At 62.7% G+C, this 17435-nt stretch carries 16 protein-coding genes; 3 read left to right on the plus strand and 13 right to left on the minus strand.

From position 1 onward, the window contains the following. The first annotated feature begins 49 nt into the window (after nt 1-49). The 3 genes from U3654_RS11530 (at nt 50) to U3654_RS11540 (ending at nt 2727) form a co-directional block, all read left to right on the plus strand. Entirely contained in the window at nt 50-445 is a 396-nt protein-coding gene (locus tag U3654_RS11530) for a DUF6524 family protein (RefSeq protein ID WP_324751691.1), read from the plus strand. A 102-nt stretch (nt 446-547) separates the two neighbouring features. After that, on the plus strand, nt 548-907 hold the full coding sequence (gene secG / locus U3654_RS11535; RefSeq protein WP_324751692.1) for a preprotein translocase subunit SecG: 360 nt from the start codon (nt 548-550) through the stop codon (nt 905-907). Nucleotides 908-1083: 176 nt separating this feature from the next. Next, nucleotides 1084-2727, plus strand: a complete 1644-nt coding sequence (locus U3654_RS11540; RefSeq protein WP_324751693.1) for a CTP synthase — start codon at nt 1084-1086, stop codon at nt 2725-2727. Nucleotides 2728-2804: 77 nt separating this feature from the next. On the opposite strand, the gene recN is transcribed toward U3654_RS11540, so the two are convergent. The 13 genes from recN to ftsW form a co-directional block, all read right to left on the minus strand. Next, the gene (recN, locus tag U3654_RS11545; protein ID WP_324751694.1) at nt 2805-4454 is read right to left on the minus strand and encodes a DNA repair protein RecN; all 1650 of its coding nucleotides are present in this window, start codon (nt 4452-4454) and stop codon (nt 2805-2807) included. A 91-nt stretch (nt 4455-4545) separates the two neighbouring features. Beyond that, nucleotides 4546-5445: an outer membrane protein assembly factor BamD gene (locus tag U3654_RS11550; RefSeq protein ID WP_324751695.1), complete on the minus strand. Its 900-nt coding sequence runs from the start codon at nt 5443-5445 to the stop codon at nt 4546-4548. A gap of 117 nt (nt 5446-5562) precedes the next feature. Then, entirely contained in the window at nt 5563-6483 is a 921-nt protein-coding gene (lpxC, locus tag U3654_RS11555; RefSeq protein WP_324751696.1) for a UDP-3-O-acyl-N-acetylglucosamine deacetylase, read from the minus strand. A gap of 260 nt (nt 6484-6743) precedes the next feature. Then, entirely contained in the window at nt 6744-8411 is a 1668-nt protein-coding gene (ftsZ, locus tag U3654_RS11560) for a cell division protein FtsZ (protein WP_324751697.1), read from the minus strand. Nucleotides 8412-8584: 173 nt separating this feature from the next. Beyond that, nucleotides 8585-9916, minus strand: coding sequence for a cell division protein FtsA (gene ftsA / locus U3654_RS11565; RefSeq protein ID WP_324751698.1), 1332 nt, complete (start codon nt 9914-9916; stop codon nt 8585-8587). Continuing rightward, nucleotides 9913-10809, minus strand: coding sequence for a cell division protein FtsQ/DivIB (locus U3654_RS11570; protein ID WP_324751699.1), 897 nt, complete (start codon nt 10807-10809; stop codon nt 9913-9915). Before U3654_RS11570 ends, ftsA begins: the two co-directional genes overlap by 4 nt. Next, nucleotides 10797-11717 (minus strand): D-alanine--D-alanine ligase, encoded by a 921-nt coding sequence (locus U3654_RS11575; RefSeq protein ID WP_324751700.1) that lies wholly within the window; start codon nt 11715-11717, stop codon nt 10797-10799. The genes U3654_RS11570 and U3654_RS11575 overlap by 13 nt, the downstream gene beginning before the upstream one ends. A gap of 65 nt (nt 11718-11782) precedes the next feature. Beyond that, on the minus strand, nt 11783-12697 hold the full coding sequence (murB, locus tag U3654_RS11580) for a UDP-N-acetylmuramate dehydrogenase (RefSeq protein WP_324751702.1): 915 nt from the start codon (nt 12695-12697) through the stop codon (nt 11783-11785). Between the two features lie 8 nt (nt 12698-12705). Continuing rightward, complete coding sequence (locus U3654_RS11585; RefSeq protein ID WP_324751703.1) at nt 12706-12984, minus strand: hypothetical protein; 279 nt, start codon at nt 12982-12984, stop codon at nt 12706-12708. Nucleotides 12985-13017: 33 nt separating this feature from the next. Beyond that, the gene (locus U3654_RS11590; RefSeq protein WP_324751704.1) at nt 13018-13278 is read right to left on the minus strand and encodes a DUF2484 family protein; all 261 of its coding nucleotides are present in this window, start codon (nt 13276-13278) and stop codon (nt 13018-13020) included. 3 nt (nt 13279-13281) lie between these two features. After that, the gene (gene murC, locus U3654_RS11595; protein ID WP_324751705.1) at nt 13282-14697 is read right to left on the minus strand and encodes a UDP-N-acetylmuramate--L-alanine ligase; all 1416 of its coding nucleotides are present in this window, start codon (nt 14695-14697) and stop codon (nt 13282-13284) included. After that, entirely contained in the window at nt 14698-15801 is a 1104-nt protein-coding gene (gene murG / locus U3654_RS11600) for an undecaprenyldiphospho-muramoylpentapeptide beta-N-acetylglucosaminyltransferase (protein WP_324751706.1), read from the minus strand. Further along, complete coding sequence (gene ftsW / locus U3654_RS11605) at nt 15798-16964, minus strand: putative lipid II flippase FtsW (protein WP_324751707.1); 1167 nt, start codon at nt 16962-16964, stop codon at nt 15798-15800. The genes murG and ftsW overlap by 4 nt, the downstream gene beginning before the upstream one ends. Nucleotides 16965-17435: the final 471 nt, after the last annotated feature.

Genomic DNA, 17435 nt, shown 5'->3' on the forward strand with positions numbered 1-17435 from the left:
GCCGCATTGGCGCAATTAGAAAGCGCGCCATGTATATAAGGAGACGCATATGGGATTCGTGCTGCGCTGGCTGATCGCCTTTGTCCTATTGGCCGCCACGTTCAACCCAACGCGCTGGAACTACGTCAACTGGGCGCGCGCCGAATATGACGTGCAATTGCCGCTGGTGGTTCTCGCCGGCCTCGTCCTGCTGGTGTTTTACGTCATTTACTTGCGCGCGACGCTGCGCTCGATCGGCGGCCTTGGCATGAGCATGGTACTGGCCATCACTGCGGCCGGGCTATGGGTACTGCACGATTACGGGCTGCTGACCCTGCGTGATACGTCACAGATCGTCTGGCTGGCCCTGATCGCGCTGTCGCTGGTGCTTGGCATCGGCCTGAGTTGGAGCCACGTGCGCCGCCGTCTGTCGGGCCAGTCAGACATGGACGACGTCGGCGACTGAACCAGCGCGCAGCCCCGACCGCAATGGCGGGTTGCGGGGGGCCGCGAAATTCCCTAGATACCAATGCAGATTTTCAGATTTCCCTATCCGACAGGCCGCTTCATGGAAAACGTTGTTCTCATCATCCATTTGCTTCTGGCACTATCGCTGATCGGCGCAGTGCTGCTGCAACGTTCCGAAGGGGGCGGACTGGGCATGGGTGGCGGCGGTGGCGGCGGGCGTGTCGCAGGCCGCTCGTCCGGGACGGCTATGGGCAAGCTGACATGGATCCTCGCCGGTGCCTTTATCTGCACCTCGATGGTGCTGACAGTGATCGCGGCCAGTAATTCCGCCGGCAGTTCGGTTCTGGATCGCCTGACCGACGCGCCCGTGCGCGAAGAGCAGCCCGTGGATAGCGGCATCACCGCGCCTCTGCCTCCAGCGGCGGATGACGACGCACCGGTCCTGCCGACCGCCGACTGATAATGCAAATCTTGTGGTCGCATCTGGTGCGGCCAAATATCATCCTGCGGCGTGGTTGCGCGGTCCGTCCGAATCCTCTATGGCTCAAGTCCCGTGGTGCTGCGGTTTTTTGAGACCGAATTGGCACAATATTCAGCCTCCATTTGAGGCCCATCAACACGGGGGATCGCCGCCAAATGGCTCGTTATATCTTTATTACCGGCGGCGTCGTCTCTTCCCTTGGTAAAGGGCTTGCCTCCGCCGCCCTCGGCGCGTTGCTGCAAGCGCGCGGCTTTTCGGTGCGCCTGCGCAAACTGGACCCATACCTGAACGTCGATCCCGGCACGATGAGCCCGTTCGAGCATGGCGAAGTTTTCGTCACCGATGACGGCGCTGAAACCGATTTGGATCTGGGCCATTACGAGCGTTTCACGGGCGTGCCTGCCCGCATGACCGACTCGGTTAGTTCGGGGCGCATTTATTCCAACGTTCTGGAAAAGGAACGCCGTGGCGATTATCTGGGGAAAACCATTCAGGTCGTCCCGCATGTTACCAACGAGATCAAGGAATTCCTCGCCATCGGCGAAGATGAGGTTGATTTCATGCTCTGCGAAATCGGCGGCACGGTGGGCGACATCGAGGGCCTGCCCTTTTTCGAGGCTATCCGCCAATTCAGCCATGATCAGCCGCGCGGCCAGTGCATTTTCATGCACCTGACGCTGCTGCCCTATCTGGCGGCATCAGGTGAGCTTAAAACAAAACCGACTCAGCACAGCGTCAAGGAATTGCAGTCGATCGGCATCGCGCCCGACATACTCGTCTGCCGGTCCGAGCATCCAATTCCCGAAAAGGAACGCGAAAAGATCGCGCTGTTCTGCAACGTGCGCAAAGAGGCGGTTATCGCCGCCTATGACCTGAAATCCATCTACGAGGCGCCGCTGGCCTATCACCGCGAGGGGCTGGATCAGGCCGTGCTGGACGCGTTCCAGATATCCCCCGCGCCGCGCCCCGACCTGACCGTCTGGAAGGACGTGGCCGACCGCATCTACAACACCGACGGCGAGGTCAACATCGCCATCGTCGGTAAGTACGTGCAGCTTGAAGACGCCTACAAGTCGATCAGGGAGGCACTCACGCATGGCGGCATGGCCAACCGGGTCAAGGTCAACGTCAAATGGGTCGATGCCGAAGTTTTCGACACCCAAGACCCCGCGCGCCATCTCGACGGGTTCCACGCCATTCTCGTGCCCGGCGGCTTTGGCGAGCGCGGCACCGAGGGCAAGATCAAGGCGGCCCAATTCGCACGCGAACGCAAGATCCCCTATTTGGGCATCTGCTTGGGCATGCAGTTGGCCGTGATCGAGGCCGCGCGCAACGTTGCAGGCATAGCGACGGCAGGATCGGAGGAGTTCGACCACGAGGCCGGCGCGAAACGGTTCGAGCCTGTCATCTATCATCTCAAGGAATGGGTGCAGGGCAACGCCAAGGTCAAGCGCAAGGTCACCGACGACAAGGGCGGCACCATGCGCCTTGGCGCCTATGACGCCACGCTTAAAGTAGGCAGCCGCGTCGCGGAAATCTATGGCACGACATCCATCGAGGAACGCCACCGCCACCGCTATGAGGTGGACACGAAATACCGCGAAAAGCTGGAGGAATGCGGCCTGCACTTTTCAGGCATGTCGCCGGACGGGCGCCTGCCGGAAATAGTGGAATGGGCGGACCATCCGTGGTTCATCGGCGTGCAATTCCATCCCGAGCTGAAATCCAAGCCTTTCGCGCCTCATCCTCTCTTTGATGATTTCGTGCGCGCTGCTGTCGAGACCTCCCGCCTCGTCTGAACCGGCTTTGCTCACCGTATCCAAGGGTCTGGTTCACTCTGCGAATTTCGTGGGCATCTACGATGACACACGCCGCTTTAAACGCCCATCAGCGCCTCGGCCGCGGCGCGGGCGGCGGGCGTGATCGTGTCGCCTGAGAGCATTCGCGCGATTTCGTCCACCCGCTGATCCGCGCCTAGGGGTGTGACCGTCGACAGCGTCATGCCCGCCTCAACCCTCTTTTCCACGCGCCAGTGATGTGCGGCCAACGCGGCGACCTGTGGGCTATGCGTGACGACCAGCACCTGACCGCCCTGCGCCAGATCCGCCAGACGACGGCCAACCGCATCTGCCGTCGCGCCGCCGACGCCGCGATCGATTTCGTCAAATATCATCGTCAGGCCCGGCTGCCCGCTCGTCAGGCAGACCTTGAGCGCCAGCAGAAAACGGCTTAGCTCGCCGCCAGACGCGATCTTGGCCAGCGGTCCCGAGGGCGCACCGGGGTTTGTCGCTACACTGAACGCCACCTCGTCGATGCCATCAGGCCCAGGGGGCGTTTCGGACATGATCGTCTCGAACACCGCGCGCTCCATCTTGAGCGGCGCGAGTTCTGCCATGACGGCGCTGTCCAACCGCCCTGCCGCCTCGGCCCGCGCGGCGCTAAGCGTTGAGGCCGCATCGTCGTAAATTTTGCCCGCGCTTTTCAGCTCAGCGCGTAGCTGGTCCAGCTCGGCGTCGCCCGCATCAAGTGCGGCAAGGCGCGCCTCGAGTCCTTCGGCAAAGGTGCCCAGTTCGCCCGGCACCACGTCGTGTTTGCGGGCCAAAGCGCGGATGGCAAAGAGGCGCTCTTCGGTGTTTTCCAGATCCGACGGGTTAAAGGCCAGCGCCTCAAGGCAATCGTCGACCCCGCGAGCGGCCTCGTCCAGCTCGACCATGGCACGGCCCAGCGCTTCGATGGGCGCATCCAACTGGCCGTCCAGTTGTGCGCCTGCATCCTCTAGCCAGCGCAGTGCGTCGCCTGCCGCGCCCTCGGCACCATCGCCGCCCAGCGCCTTTGCTGCCTTGGCAATATCCGTGCGCACCCGCTCGGCAGCCTGCATCATGCGGCGGCTAGTGTCCAACGCGCCATCCTCGCCCGGCTCGGGGGCCAGCGCACGCATTTCCCCAACAGCATGGCGCAGGAATTCCTCTTCGCTGCGCACGGCGTCCAGCGCAGTCTGCGCTACTTCTAATGCCTTGTGCGCCTTCTGACGCGCACTCCAAGCGGCGCGCACCTCGCTGCGCAGCGCATCCAACTGGCCGAACTCGTCCAGCAACGCGCGATGCCCACGCGCATTCAGCAGGCCCCGGTCGTCATGCTGACCGTGTAGTTCAACCAGCGTTTCACTTAGACTGCGCAGCACCTCGCCAGAACAGCGGCGGTCGTTCACCCATGCTGTCTTGCGCCCGTCGGCACTGTTGATCCGCCGCAGGATTAACTCATCCGCCTCGGGCAGCCCGGCTTCGTCCAGCACCGCATGGGCCGCGTGGCCCTCAGGCAGATCGAAAATCGCCGTTACCTCGCCCTGCTCGGCGCCGCTGCGCACCAGCTCGGCCCGGCCACGCCAACCAAGGACAAACCCGAGGCTATCCAAAAGGATTGATTTGCCTGCACCCGTTTCGCCGGTCAATGCGTTCAAACCCGGCTGGAAAGACAATTCCAGCCGATCTATGATCAGCATGTCGCGAATATCCAGACTGCGCAGCATTGCCTATAGCCTTTTGCGTTCTTTCTGACTCAGGGAAAACGAAAAAGGCCCGCGCCCTTTGAATGTAGTGGGCGTCAAACCACCGCCTGCGTTACAGCCACTCACCCTTGATCATCTGGCGATAGACTTGCGCCAACCAGCTGTCACCGCGCGCCTCCAGCGCGAGACCCCGGCGCGTCAACAGTTCGTAGCTGTCCTCATACCAAGGCGTCGAGCGGAAGTTGTAGCCAAGGATCGCACCAGCCGTCTGCGCCTCGGCGGTGAGGCCCAGCGACAGATAGGCCTCGACCAGACGGTGCAGCGCCTCGGCGGTATGCGATGTGGTCTGGAAATCCTCGACCACCACGCGAAACCTGTTGATCGCCGAGGTGAAGTGATCGTGGCGCAGGTAATAACGCCCGACCTCCATTTCCTTGCCGGCAAGGTGGCTGAACGCGAGGTCGAATTTCAGCATGGCCGAGCGGGCATATTCGCTGTCGGGATAGTTCTCGATCACCTGGCGTAACGCCTGCAACGCCTGGAATGTCAGGCCCTGATCGCGTCCCACTTCGTCGATCTGGTCATAATAGCTGAGCGCCAGCAGATACTGGGCATAGGCCGCATCTTCGTCCGTCGGATAGAAGTCGATGTAACGCTGCGCCGCGCTGCGGCTGGCCTCGTAATCCTTGTCGCGGTGGTAAGAATAGGCCTGCATGATAACGGCACGCTTGGTCAGATCGGAATAAGGATAGAGCCGCTCAATCTCGGCAAAGCTCTGGGCGGCCAGCGCCGGCTTGTTCGCGGCCAGATCATACTCGCCACGCTCGAAAATCTGCTGGGCAGTGTATTTCTCGTAATCAACATCGCCACGCTCGACCTTGCCGGTGATGCCGCCACAGGATGCGAGCGCCGCGGCCAGAAGGATCGCACCCGCTGTCTTGGCTGCAATGGTCGCCGCCTGTTTTGCGGCCAGTTTTGCGCGCCGTGCTGCGCCCTGTCTGCCAAACGTCATGCCTGTAAGCCCTTCTTAGCCTCTGATCGGTTTGTAGCCCAATCAACCGGCCTGTGCCAGCACGGAATCCCGCCTGAAATCCAGCACTTGCATCGTGTCATTTTGCCAACAGGAAGGTCAGGCGACTTGCGGCACTTCACCACAATGCACGCCCGCGCCGGGCAGCTTGGCGGCCAGTGCGGCGTCACAAGTGACCCACTCAACCGCACCGGGTGTCTCAAAGAGAGCGCGCAGCAGATCATTGGTTATCGCGTGACCTGCCTTATAGCCGTGGTAATGCGCCAGCAGTGGTGCCCCGGCCAGCGCCAGATCGCCCAGCGCATCCAGCATCTTGTGGCGCACGGCCTCGTCACGGTGGCGCAACCCGCCGGGGCTGAGAATCTGCGCGCCGTCCACAACGACCGCATTCTCCAGCGAGCCACCCAGCGCGAGACCATTGGCGCGCATCAGGTCGACATCGGATTTACGGCAGAAGGTCCGGCTCGAGCTCAGCTCGCGAACAAAACTGCCATTGGCCATGTTCAGCACCTTCTTCTGCACACCGATGGCGGCATCATCAAAGGCGATGTCGAACTCAATCGTCAGCGTGTCCTGCGGCGTCAGGCGCGCCCAGGCATCGCCCCGCCGCACTTCGACAGGGCGCATCACGCGCAGCGCGCGCACAGGGCTGCCTTGACGACACATGCCCGCCGCAAGGATGCCGCGCACAAACTCGATCGAGCTGCCATCGAGGATCGGCACTTCGGGGCCATCGACCGTAACCAATGCGTTGTGGATGCCACAGCCCATAAGGGCGGCCATCACATGTTCAACCGTCGAAATCTGGATACCCTCAGCATTCTCCAGCCGGGTGCAGAGCGGAGATTGATTGACCAAGCTCCAGAGCGCGGGAATGTCGCAGGTACCAGCGTCGCAATCCAGACGGCGAAACACGATTCCATGCCCCACGGGCGCAGGGCGGATCACGAGGCGCGCAGGGCGGCCCGAGTGAAGGCCGACACCGTCGAACGTGATAGGAGTGGACACCGTGTGTTGCAAATGGATCCTCAAACGATTGATGCGACAGCCATGGCGACTGCGGTTAAGAAGGACTTAATGAGCAGCGGCCCAAGGCTCAACTCAATCTTTGCAACGGTTTGAAACATGGCGTAGGCCCTAGTGGGCAATATTTCGCCGAGTCTATTATTACCCTTTTGTTTCAGGCTGTTGACGCCGCCTTTAAATGCAAATCCTCACGAAAAAAGACCGCCCTGAGGCGGCCTTTTATTGTCTTTTCGATCAACTATGTGATCGTGCGATCAGTTTGCCTGCCGGCGCAGGAACGCGGGGATCTCGATCTGCTCGTCGCGCTCGTCTTCAGGCTCCATCCGAGCGGACTGCTGGGCTTGCACGCTGGGCTGCTGACGCGGCTGGCGAGGTGCCTCGCCTTCCTGCGCGTGACCGGTCATCCGGTTAAGCAGCGAGTTAATGCCAAAGCGCGGACGTTCGGCCTGCGGCTGTTGCTGCTGGGCCTCGCGGGATTGCTCGCGTACCTGCGGCGTCTGCGCGCCTTCGGGGCGGCGCGCTGCGACATTACCGACGGCGTGTTGCAGACGGGCCATCGCCTCGGGCGAGGGCGTGCCGGGCGCGACGCGGCGCGGCGCGACATAGGCGTTTAGATCCTCATCCTCATCAGATGCGCGGGGCGCATAGGCCGGGGGCGGCAGATCATCATCTGCGCGCGCGGCAGGGCGCGGCGCTGCAACCCGCTCTTCGCGCGGCTCAAAGATGTCCTCCATCTGGTCCTCGGCAGCGGTGCGCTCGGCCTCGACCGAGTTAAAGAGCGACGGCTCGGACGGCTCTTCGGCGCGAGCCGCAACAGGCTCGGGCTGCGGCGTGGGGGCCGGAGCGGCGGGCTTGGCTGCAACTTCTTCGCGCTCTTCCTGATGCTCGGCTGTGGTCTGCTGGCGCAGCGGCTGGGCCAGCGAGCGGCGCGGTACAGGAACGTCGTTTATCGCGGGCGCGGCGTCGATGCCGGTGGCGACGACGCTTACGCGCATCTTGCCTTGCATGTCCGGATCCATGGTCGAACCCACAATGATGTTCGCCTCGGAATCCACTTCCTCGCGGATGCGGTTCGCGGCTTCGTCCAACTCGAACAGGGTCAGATCGGTGCCACCAGTGATGTTGATCAGCACGCCCTTGGCGCCCTTGAGGCTGATTTCGTCAAGCAGCGGGTTCGCGATGGCTTTTTCGGCGGCTTGGATCGCGCGATCTTCGCCCTCGGCCTCGCCTGTGCCCATCATCGCCTTGCCCATCTCGTCCATGACGGCGCGAACGTCGGCAAAGTCGAGGTTGATCAGGCCCGGACGAACCATCAGATCGGTCACGCCTTTGACGCCCTGATAAAGAACATCGTCAGCCATCGAAAAGGCCTCGGTGAATGTGGTTTTCTCATTGGCCAGACGGAACAAGTTCTGGTTGGGAATGATGATCAGCGTATCGACGACCTTTTGCAGCGCCTCGACGCCGTCCTCGGCCTGCTTCATCCGCTTGCCGCCCTCGAACTGGAACGGCTTGGTTACGACGCCGACGGTCAGAACGCCCAGCTCGCGTGCGGCCTGCGCGATGATCGGCGCGGCGCCGGTCCCGGTGCCTCCGCCCATTCCGGCAGTGATAAAGCACATGTGCGCGCCTGCCAGATGATCGACGATCTGTTCGATGCTTTCCTCGGCAGCGGCGGCGCCAACCGATGCACGGGCGCCCGCGCCCAGCCCTTCGGTCACTTTCACGCCCAGTTGGATAAGGCTTTCAGCATTGGATTGCTGAAGCGCTTGCGCGTCCGTGTTTGCAACGACGAACTCCACCCCATCCAGCTGCTTTTCAATCATGTTGTTGACCGCGTTACCGCCAGCGCCGCCAACACCGAAAACGGTGATCCGGGGCTTGAGGTCTTCGCGTCCGGGCATGGTGAGGTTCAATGTCATTGCTCTGTCCGCCTGTGCTTGCGCCCACATTCGCGGGCCATTTTTCTGCCTTAACTCGCATTATTACCGACACAAGGCCGGATCGTCACCTAAAAAACGCAGACTAACCACAAAATATGGTCACTTTTTCACGTCTTTTCGCGGGATTTCGCCGATGGCACCGCATATTGCGGTTACCAGTTGTCTTTGAACCATTTTACCGCCCGTTTTAGCGACCGCTGGGGATAGCGATCGACCGGCAATTCAAAGTCCCACCATTCGTCTTGCGGGTTCGCCGCGAACAGGCACATGCCCACCGCGCTGGCAAATCCTGATCCCGTCGCGGCCTGCGGCAATCCATGCACACGCAAGGGTCGCCCAAGGCGCACCTGCTGACCCAGAATGCGGCTGGCAAGCCCGTCGAGTCCGGGGATCTGGCTGCCACCGCCGGTCAGCACGATCTGCTGGCTGGGCAGGCAGTCAAAACCCGCTGCATCGAGGCGCGCGCGCACTTCTTCGAGGATTTCCTCGACGCGCGGGCGCATGATACCAATCAGTTCGGCGCGGCTGACGCTGCGCCGGTCATGGTCCCAGTCGCCCGTGTCGCCGTGAATTTCGATCATTTCGCGGTCATCCATGCCGGTGGCGACCACGCCGCCGTAGAACGTCTTGATCCGCTCGGCGGTGGCCGTGGGGATCGACAGACCCATGGAAATGTCGCTGGTCACATGCTCGCCGCCCATACGGACGCTGTCGCAATAGATCATATGTTTCTTGATAAAGATTGAGATACCGGCACTACCGCCACCCATATCGATGCAGGCGGCACCCAGCTCCTGCTCGTCCTCGACGAGGCTGGAAATGCCGCTGACATAGGACGAGCTGGCGACGCCTGCCAGCTCCAGATCGCAGCGTTTGACGCAATGGGCCAGGTTCTGGATCGCCGCACCATCGACGGTCAGCATGTGCATGTCGGTGCTCAGCGTATTGCCCATCTGCCCACGCGGGTCGATCAACCCCGAGCGGTGGTCGAGCGCAAAGTTCACCGGCTGCGCGTGCAGCACCTCGCGACCGTCACCGAAATCGGGGACATCGCAGGCGCTCAGCACGCGGCTGACGTCCTGCTCCGAGACGGTGTGCTCTTCCAGTTCCACCTGCCCGGCCAGCCCATAGCTGCGCGGTGACGCGCCCGAGAAACACGCGATAACGTGGTCGACACGCATGTTCGCCATCTTTTGCGCGGCCTGCACAGATGTGCGAATCGCGCGCTCGGTCTCGGCCATGGCGTCGATTTCGCCAAAGCGCACTCCGCGCGAGCGGGTGGTGGCCGCCCCGATTACACGAAACCCCGCCTGCCCCGCCATCGCGCCAATGCTATCGTCGCGGCGCGTCTCGGTTCCATCAAAGCGCAGCACGAGGCACGCGATCTTGGACGTGCCCACGTCCAGTACGGCGACGACGCCTCGCTGCATCGCTGCGCGGCGCATGTTGCGCATTGCGCGCTGGGATTCATATAGTTCGATCATTCTGCACTCGTCCCCGGCTTCAAATTTCTTATGCGCCACCATTCTTCGTTGGCGCGCTCTTTCATTCGCAGCGTCGGCCTGTCGGCCAGCCGCATGTCTACCACTGCAATGTCACGCTCCAGCATGTCCTGCGCCTCGCTCAGCACGATCACGCGCTCCAGCGCGCGGACCGGATCGGCCACTGGCAACAGGATGCGCTGATCGCGGTCCAGCACCACGTCCCAGCGCCGCGCGCCCATGCGCACAAGGCCGCGCAGACGGGGCGCAAGTGGCGCGGCAGCGGCGCGGATTGCCAGCGCCTCGGCCACAGCCTCATCTGCGCCGGGCCCGGTCAGCACCGGCAGGTTTGGCCGCTCGCCGCGATACGCAATTGCGTCGAGCGCGACACCTTCTGCGTCGACGACGATCAGCCCCTTGGGTACGCGGATCAGCGCGGCGGGCTGACGTTCTCTCACCCGGATTTCCAGCACGCCACCCTGACGCACGCGCACGGCGGCGCTGGCGACAGCCGGCAGTTCCTCGACTGCGGCGCGCACGGCGTCGAGGTCCATGTCGAATGAACTGGCGGGCAGCGTGTAGGTAAACGTGTCGCGCACGTCTTCGGCGACGCGATCGCTGGCGCCGTCCACGGACATCAGCTTGACCATGAATTCGGGGCGCGTCTGGATCTGGTGGCGGATATCGGCGACCGCCAGTCCGATGCGTTGCTGCACGGCAGGGTCCGACAGGTACCACGTCGCCACCCCAAAGGTCAGGCAGAACGGAATGCCCAAGCGCAGCATGCGGCGATACATCGGCGTCAGCAGCACCCGCTGCATCCGGTAGGACCAGCGCGAGGGGGCGGGATCGCTCTTGGCGCCGGCGTTTCGGTTGCGCGTGTTTACCTGTCGCATGATGCGTCCTCGACCATCCAGCGACACAGCGCGCCAAAGCTCATCCCCGTCGCCCGCGCCTGTTCGGGGCTAAGCGATGTGGGCGTCATGCCGGGCTGCGTGTTCGTCTCAAGCAGGATCAGACCCGCCTGCCCTTTCGCTTCGTCCCAGCGAAAATCGGTGCGGCTGACGCCCCGGCAGCCCAATGCCACATGCGCACGCAGGGCATAATCCATGCACAGATCGAAAATGTCCTGCGGGATCTCGGCAGGCACGACATGGCGCGAGCCGCCGACCTCGTATTTGGCAGCATAGTCATACCAGCCGTCGGTGATGATATCGGTCACGGTCAGCGCGCGATCACCGACGACAGTCGTGGTCAACTCGCGCCCCGGCGCATAGGCCTCGACCATGACGCGCTCGGGCATGTCCTCGGATAGCTGCGCGGGGCCGTTGGCATCCTCGTGCACGATATAGATGCCAACCGAGGAGCCTTCGTTGTAAGGCTTAACCACATAGGGCGGCTGCATCGGATGCTCTGCACGCACGTCGTCGCGATTGGCCAGAATACTGAGAGCCACAGGCAACCCGATGGCACGGTAGGCGGATTTCGTCGCCTCCTTGTCCATGGCAAGGGCCGAGGACAGAACGCCCGAGTGGGTATAGGGGATGCGCAGCCATTCTAGCAGGCCCTGCACGCAGCCATCCTCGCCCCAACGGCCATGGAGCGCGTTAAAGACAACGTCGGGGGCAATTTCGGACAGCTTTACTGCGAGGTCCGCACCAGCGTCCACCTCGACCACGTCGTAGCCTTCATCCCTCAGCGCGGCGGCGCATTCGCGCCCGGACGACAGCGACACGTCGCGCTCTGCCGACGGGCCACCCATTATCACCGCAACTTTGGGGTTTGTTCTGCTCGAACGAACCACCGATCTGCCTCAAGTCCCGGACCGTTATCGGCCCTGTTATTATTGGTTTTGGGTTTTCCACCCTATCAAGGGGCCGGTTCGCCGACCCTCATGATTTCCCACTCTAACTCTATTGCGCTGGTTTGAAAAACCTTTTTTCGCACATCTTCGCCCAAGCCCTCCAGATCGGCGGCTGTGGCCCCGCCGGTATTGACCAGAAAATTGGGGTGTTTCGGGCTCATCTGCGCGGCCCCGCGACGTGCGCCGCGCATTCCCGCGTCGTCGATCACCTTCCACGCCTTTAGTTCGTGCGTGTCGGTGACGTCGCCGGTGCTGCTAAAGCCTGCGGGGTTGCGGAACGTGCTGCCTGCCGTGCGATCCTTGGTTGGCTGGGTTTCGTCCCGTTTTTTCAGCTGTGCCTGCATAAGCGCGGCCAGCGTCTCGGGATCGCCCTCCGGCCCTTGCAGCGTGGCCGAGATCAGCACCCAGCCCTCGGGCAGATCGGTTTGGCGGTAGCGAAAATTCAAGTCGTCAGCGCTTAGCGTCACGATCTCGCCCTCACGTGTGACCACGCGCGCACTGACAAAGACATCGGCTGTATAGCTGCCATAGCAGCCCGCATTCATGCGCACGGCCCCGCCGATCGCGCCCGGAATGGTGCGCAGGAACGTCAGGTCCACCCCCGCCTCGGCAGCACGCTTGGCCACATGGGCATCCAGCGCGGCGGCGCCAGCGGTGACGCGCGCGCCCTCCACCTCGATCCCGTTAAAGCCGCGCCCGAGGCGGATCACGACAGCGCGCAGGCCGCCATCGCGCACGATCAGATTGCTGCCGACACCTATGGGAAACACCTTGATGTCGGGATCGAGCGCGCACAGAAAATCGGCCAGATCGGCCTCGTCCGCGGGCTGGAACAGCCAGTCGGCAGGCCCGCCCACGCGCAGCCATGTGAGGTCCGCAAGCGGGCGTTGAGGCGTCAACTTGCCTCGTGGCGTCGGCATGGGGCTGCTCATTTGCGCACGCTCTGTCGGATCAGTCCGATCATGAGGCCAACAAGCGCGCCTATCAGCCAGACCGGCAGGATGAGACCGGTAAAGATCGCCGTGCGCGGTGGCACCTGCATCGCGAAAGCGCCCCAGCCCAGCGCCATCACGGCAGCGCCGCACAGCCCCCAGCCGATCAGCGCCGCGCGGCGGCCCCGGCGCATCGTAGTGCGGCAGAACACCCCCGCCCCGACGCAGAACGCCGCAATCAGCAAAATAGTCAGGATCGGAGGCAGGCCAATCATCGCACTGACCTTGTGATCCGGCGCCTCATTCGATCAATCCTCGGCCAGTCCGTGCCCCGTGTTGCGCATCCAGCGCCACAGATAAACCACCGGCCAGCGCAGCACCGAAATCGCGCCGATGAGGCACACAAAGCCCATCAGCGGCCCGGTCTGATACGTCACATATCCAACGATGGGGATTCCCACGGCGATGAGCGCATAGGCCGCGCGCCAATGCTTGTCACGGCTGGGCGTCATCGCCAGCAGGTTGGCGAATAATGCCCAGAGGAAGGCCAATATTAGCGATAGGGGCATAGTTTATCCTTCCTGCAGTTCGGCTGTTTTAAGTGCGTCCGGCAGGCGGTTCGCCCAGCCGCTGATCGTGCCTGCGCCAAGGCAGACCACCATGTCGCCGGGGCGCGCGTGGGCGCGCACCAGTTCGGCCAGCCCGTCCTCGCCGTCAATGGCGTGTGCGTCGCGATGGCCCCGGTCGATCAGGCCCGCGACCAGATCGTCGCGGTTCGCACCCGGAATCGGCTCTTCGCCCGCGCCGTAGACAGGGGCGATACCGACGATGTCGGCCTCGTTGAAGCAGGCGCAGAATTCCTCAAAATGGTGGCTGAGGCGCGTGTAGCGGTGTGGCTGATGCACGGCGATGACGCGCCCTTCGGTGGCGTGGCGCGCGGCCTTCAGCACGGCTGAAATCTCGGTCGGGTGGTGGCCATAGTCGTCAATAATAGTGACGCCATTCACCTCACCCACGCGGGTAAAGCGGCGGTTCACCCCACCAAAGGCGGCCAGCGCTTCGCGGATTTCGGCGGTCTTCATACCGAGGTGACGCGCGACGGCGACAGCGCTAAGCGCGTTGCTGACGTTGTGATCGCCCGGCATGGGAAGGGTGCAGCCCTCGATCACCATGCCCTCGGATTGCAGCGCGATATCGAAATGCGCGATCCCCTTGGCGTAGGTTAAGTTGACCGCGCGCACATCCGCCTGCGCGTTAAAGCCATAGGTGATGACGCGCCGATCCGTAATCTTGCCCACCAGCGTCTGGACGTCGACATCATCGGTGCAGCAGACGGCGAGGCCATAGAACGGGATGTTGGACACGAAATCCTCGAACCCCTTGTGCAGCGCCGCCTCGGTGCCCCAATGCTCCATATGCTCGGGGTCGATATTGGTCACAATGGCGATGGTGGCGGGCAGCCGGTTAAAGGTGCCGTCACTCTCGTCGGCCTCAACCACCATCCACTCGCCACCACCGACACGGGCGTTGCTGCCATAGGCGTGGATGATACCGCCATTGACGACGGTGGGATCAAACTGGCCGTGATCCAGAAGGGCGGCGACCATAGTGGTGGTCGTCGTCTTGCCATGCGTTCCGGCGACAGCGATGTTGGATTTGAGGCGCATCAGTTCGGCCAGCATCTCGGCGCGGCGCACAACGGGCAGGCCACGCTTGCGGGCCTCGTCCAGCTCGGGGTTGCCGGGCTTGATCGCGGACGAGATGACGACAACCTCGGCGGCCGCTAGGTTCTCGACCCGCTGGCCCTCGAATATCCGCGCGCCCTTTTCGGCCAGCCGGTCGGTCAGGGGCGAGCGTTTCAGATCGCTGCCCTGCACCACATAGCCATGGTTCAGCAGCACTTCGGCGATGCCGGACATACCGATGCCGCCAATACCGACAAAGTGGATGGGGCCGACATCGCCGGGAAGTTTCGTGGCTGCGTTCATCTAGCCTTTGCCTTTCTGAGCGATCGTCTGGACAAGGTGCGCCAGCGCCAAAGTGGCGTCCGGCATGGCACAACCAAGGGCCGCGCGCGACATCTGGCTGGCGCCTTTGGGCTGGGTCATCACCGTTTCGATCTGCTGCGTCAGCGCGGTATGATCCAGACGGCTCTCGGGCACAAGGATCGCGGCGCCGGCCTGCGTCAGCGCCTGTGCGTTCGCGGTCTGATGATCACCGGCAGCGGCGGCATAGGGGATCAAAATGGCGGGGCGGCCAATGACGGCGATATCGGCAAGAGAGGACGCACCCGCGCGGCTGATAATCAACTGCGCCTCGCTCATAAGGCTTGGCACATCGTCAAAGAATTCCTGCACGTCGGCATCGATGCCGTGTTCGGCGTAATATGCGCAAACACGCTCCAGATCCTCGCCGCGCGCCTGATGGGCGACGCGGATGTTGCGTAGGATTTCCATCGGCAGTCCCGCAATAGCGGGCGGCACCACGTCGCTGAGGATGCGCGCGCCCTGACTGCCGCCAATCACTAGGATCGACATGGGATAATCGCCGGGCGGGATATACCCCGCGCCTGCCCGCTCGGCCACGGCGGCGCGCACGGGATTGCCGACATGATAGCCCTCAATGCCCTCGGGCAGATCCGTTGGCCATGTGCCGCAGGCGATGGCCTCGACCCGTTTCGCAAAAAACCGGTTCACGCGGCCCATAACGCCATTCTGTTCATGCACCACGCGCGGCAGGCGAAGTAGCGACGCCGCCGTAAGTGCCGGGATGCTGGGATAACCGCCAAAGCCGATCACGACATCGGGCTTGTCGCGCAGCATCCGCCATGTCGCAGCCAGCGTGCCGCCAAAGATGCGCAAAGGCGCCAGTCCCTTGGCCACCAACCCGCCGCGCGCGAAACTGGCGCTGGCGATCTGCTCAATCTCGACACCGTTTGGAAAACCACCGGTGTAGCGCGCGCCGCGCGCGTCGGTGCTAAGTTTGACCCGCCAGCCTTGGCGTAGCAAATGCTCGGCCAGCGATTGCGCCGGGAACATATGCCCGCCGGTGCCGCCTGCGGCCATCACGACCAGGGGGGCCTTACCACTCATCTTGCGCGCCCTCTCAGGATATCTCCGATCTCACCCTGAGGCCGCGAGCGCGTAAAGGCAAAGAGCATACCGACCGCAATCCCGCCCGCAATCAGCGACGAGCCGCCGTAGCTGACGAATGGCAGCGTCATGCCCTTGGCCGGCAACAGCCGCACCGCGACACCCATGTTGATCATTGCCTGCACGCCAAAGATGCAGGCAAGACCCGTCCCGGCGAGGCGGATGAACGGATCACGCTCACGCATCAGGCGCATCAGCGAGCGCACGACGACCGTGGCATAAAGCGCAATGATGCACAGCACCAAAACCAGCCCGTATTCCTCGGCGGCGACTGCGATGATAAAATCGGTATGTGCATCAGGCAGTGACCATTTCACGGTCCCTTCGCCCACGCCTACGCCGAAAAATCCACCCTCCTGAATCGCGTTGGTGGCAAAGCCCAGCTGCGTCGTCGGGTCCACGTCAGGCGATAGGAACCCGTCGATGCGGCGCGCGAAATGCTCGGAATTGGAATAGGCCAACGAGCCGACCATCACGACCGCCCCCGCCATCAGCGTCAGCAGCAGGATCGGCGCCCCCGCGACGAAATACATCACGCCCCACGAGAACAGGACCAGTGCCGCCTGCCCGAAATCGGGCTGCAGCGCAAGGAATGCGACGATAATAATGGTCAGCACGAACGACCAGCTCAGGCCGGGCGGACCGCCAATCTCGCGGCTGGCCGCCATCATCCATGCGGCAGCGACAACAAATCCGGGCTTGAGAAATTCTGAGGGCTGCACCGACGCGAAACCCAGTGAATACCAGCGCACCGCCCCCTTGCCGAAATCGGTCCCGAGGAAGGGCAGCATCATCAGCGCGATCAGCGCCGCCAGAAATCCGATAACGGCGAGGCGCCGCACCAACATCGGGCTCATCATCGAAGTCGCCAGCATGGCGATCATCGCCATCCCGCCAAAGAACATCTGCCGCTGGACATAGTGAAATGGGGCAAAGCCGTTCTTTTCGGCCAAGGGGGGCGACGCAGCAAAGCCCAGAAGCAAGCCAATGCAGAACAGGATCAACACGCAGGACATCGACCACTTGTCGATCGTCCGCCACCATTTGGGAAGGACCGGCTCGACATCCCGTATGGGGGCCGATCCGTAGACCATTTCTGTCATTACAACCGCCGCTTCTGCCTCGAACATCGCCCCTTTTCGGGGTCTATCCTACCACTCTAGCAGTCAAATTCCTCGGAGGGAAGTGCGCAGACGTCTTTCGACCGTAGCGTGGGCATGGAAGCCACGCCGCAATTCAACCAGATTTAGTATTTAATTCCAATGGCCTACATATAATTCAAGCGCAAACCATGCGTCCCCTTTTTTGTGGAGATCCCAATATTGCCTCTCCTCTAAGCCGCCGACGCTATTGATTTCACAAGCGGACCGCCCGATGAGGTCGCCGCTCCCACGGCCGCTAACGCAAATTTCAGGCGGCAGCTTGCACTGGTCGCCACACCTCGGCGGGGACGGCTATCAGCAGGGGCGACTTGAGAGGCTCGTGTCGACCGCCCGCCATTTCAAACATTCCAAACCGCTCACGGCGTATCTTGCCGCCGCGCCCTGACGCGGCGCGCTTGACCCGCCCCGCTG

The sequence above is a fragment of the Roseovarius sp. Pro17 genome, from assembly GCF_035599575.1.
Taxonomy (GTDB): domain Bacteria; phylum Pseudomonadota; class Alphaproteobacteria; order Rhodobacterales; family Rhodobacteraceae; genus Roseovarius.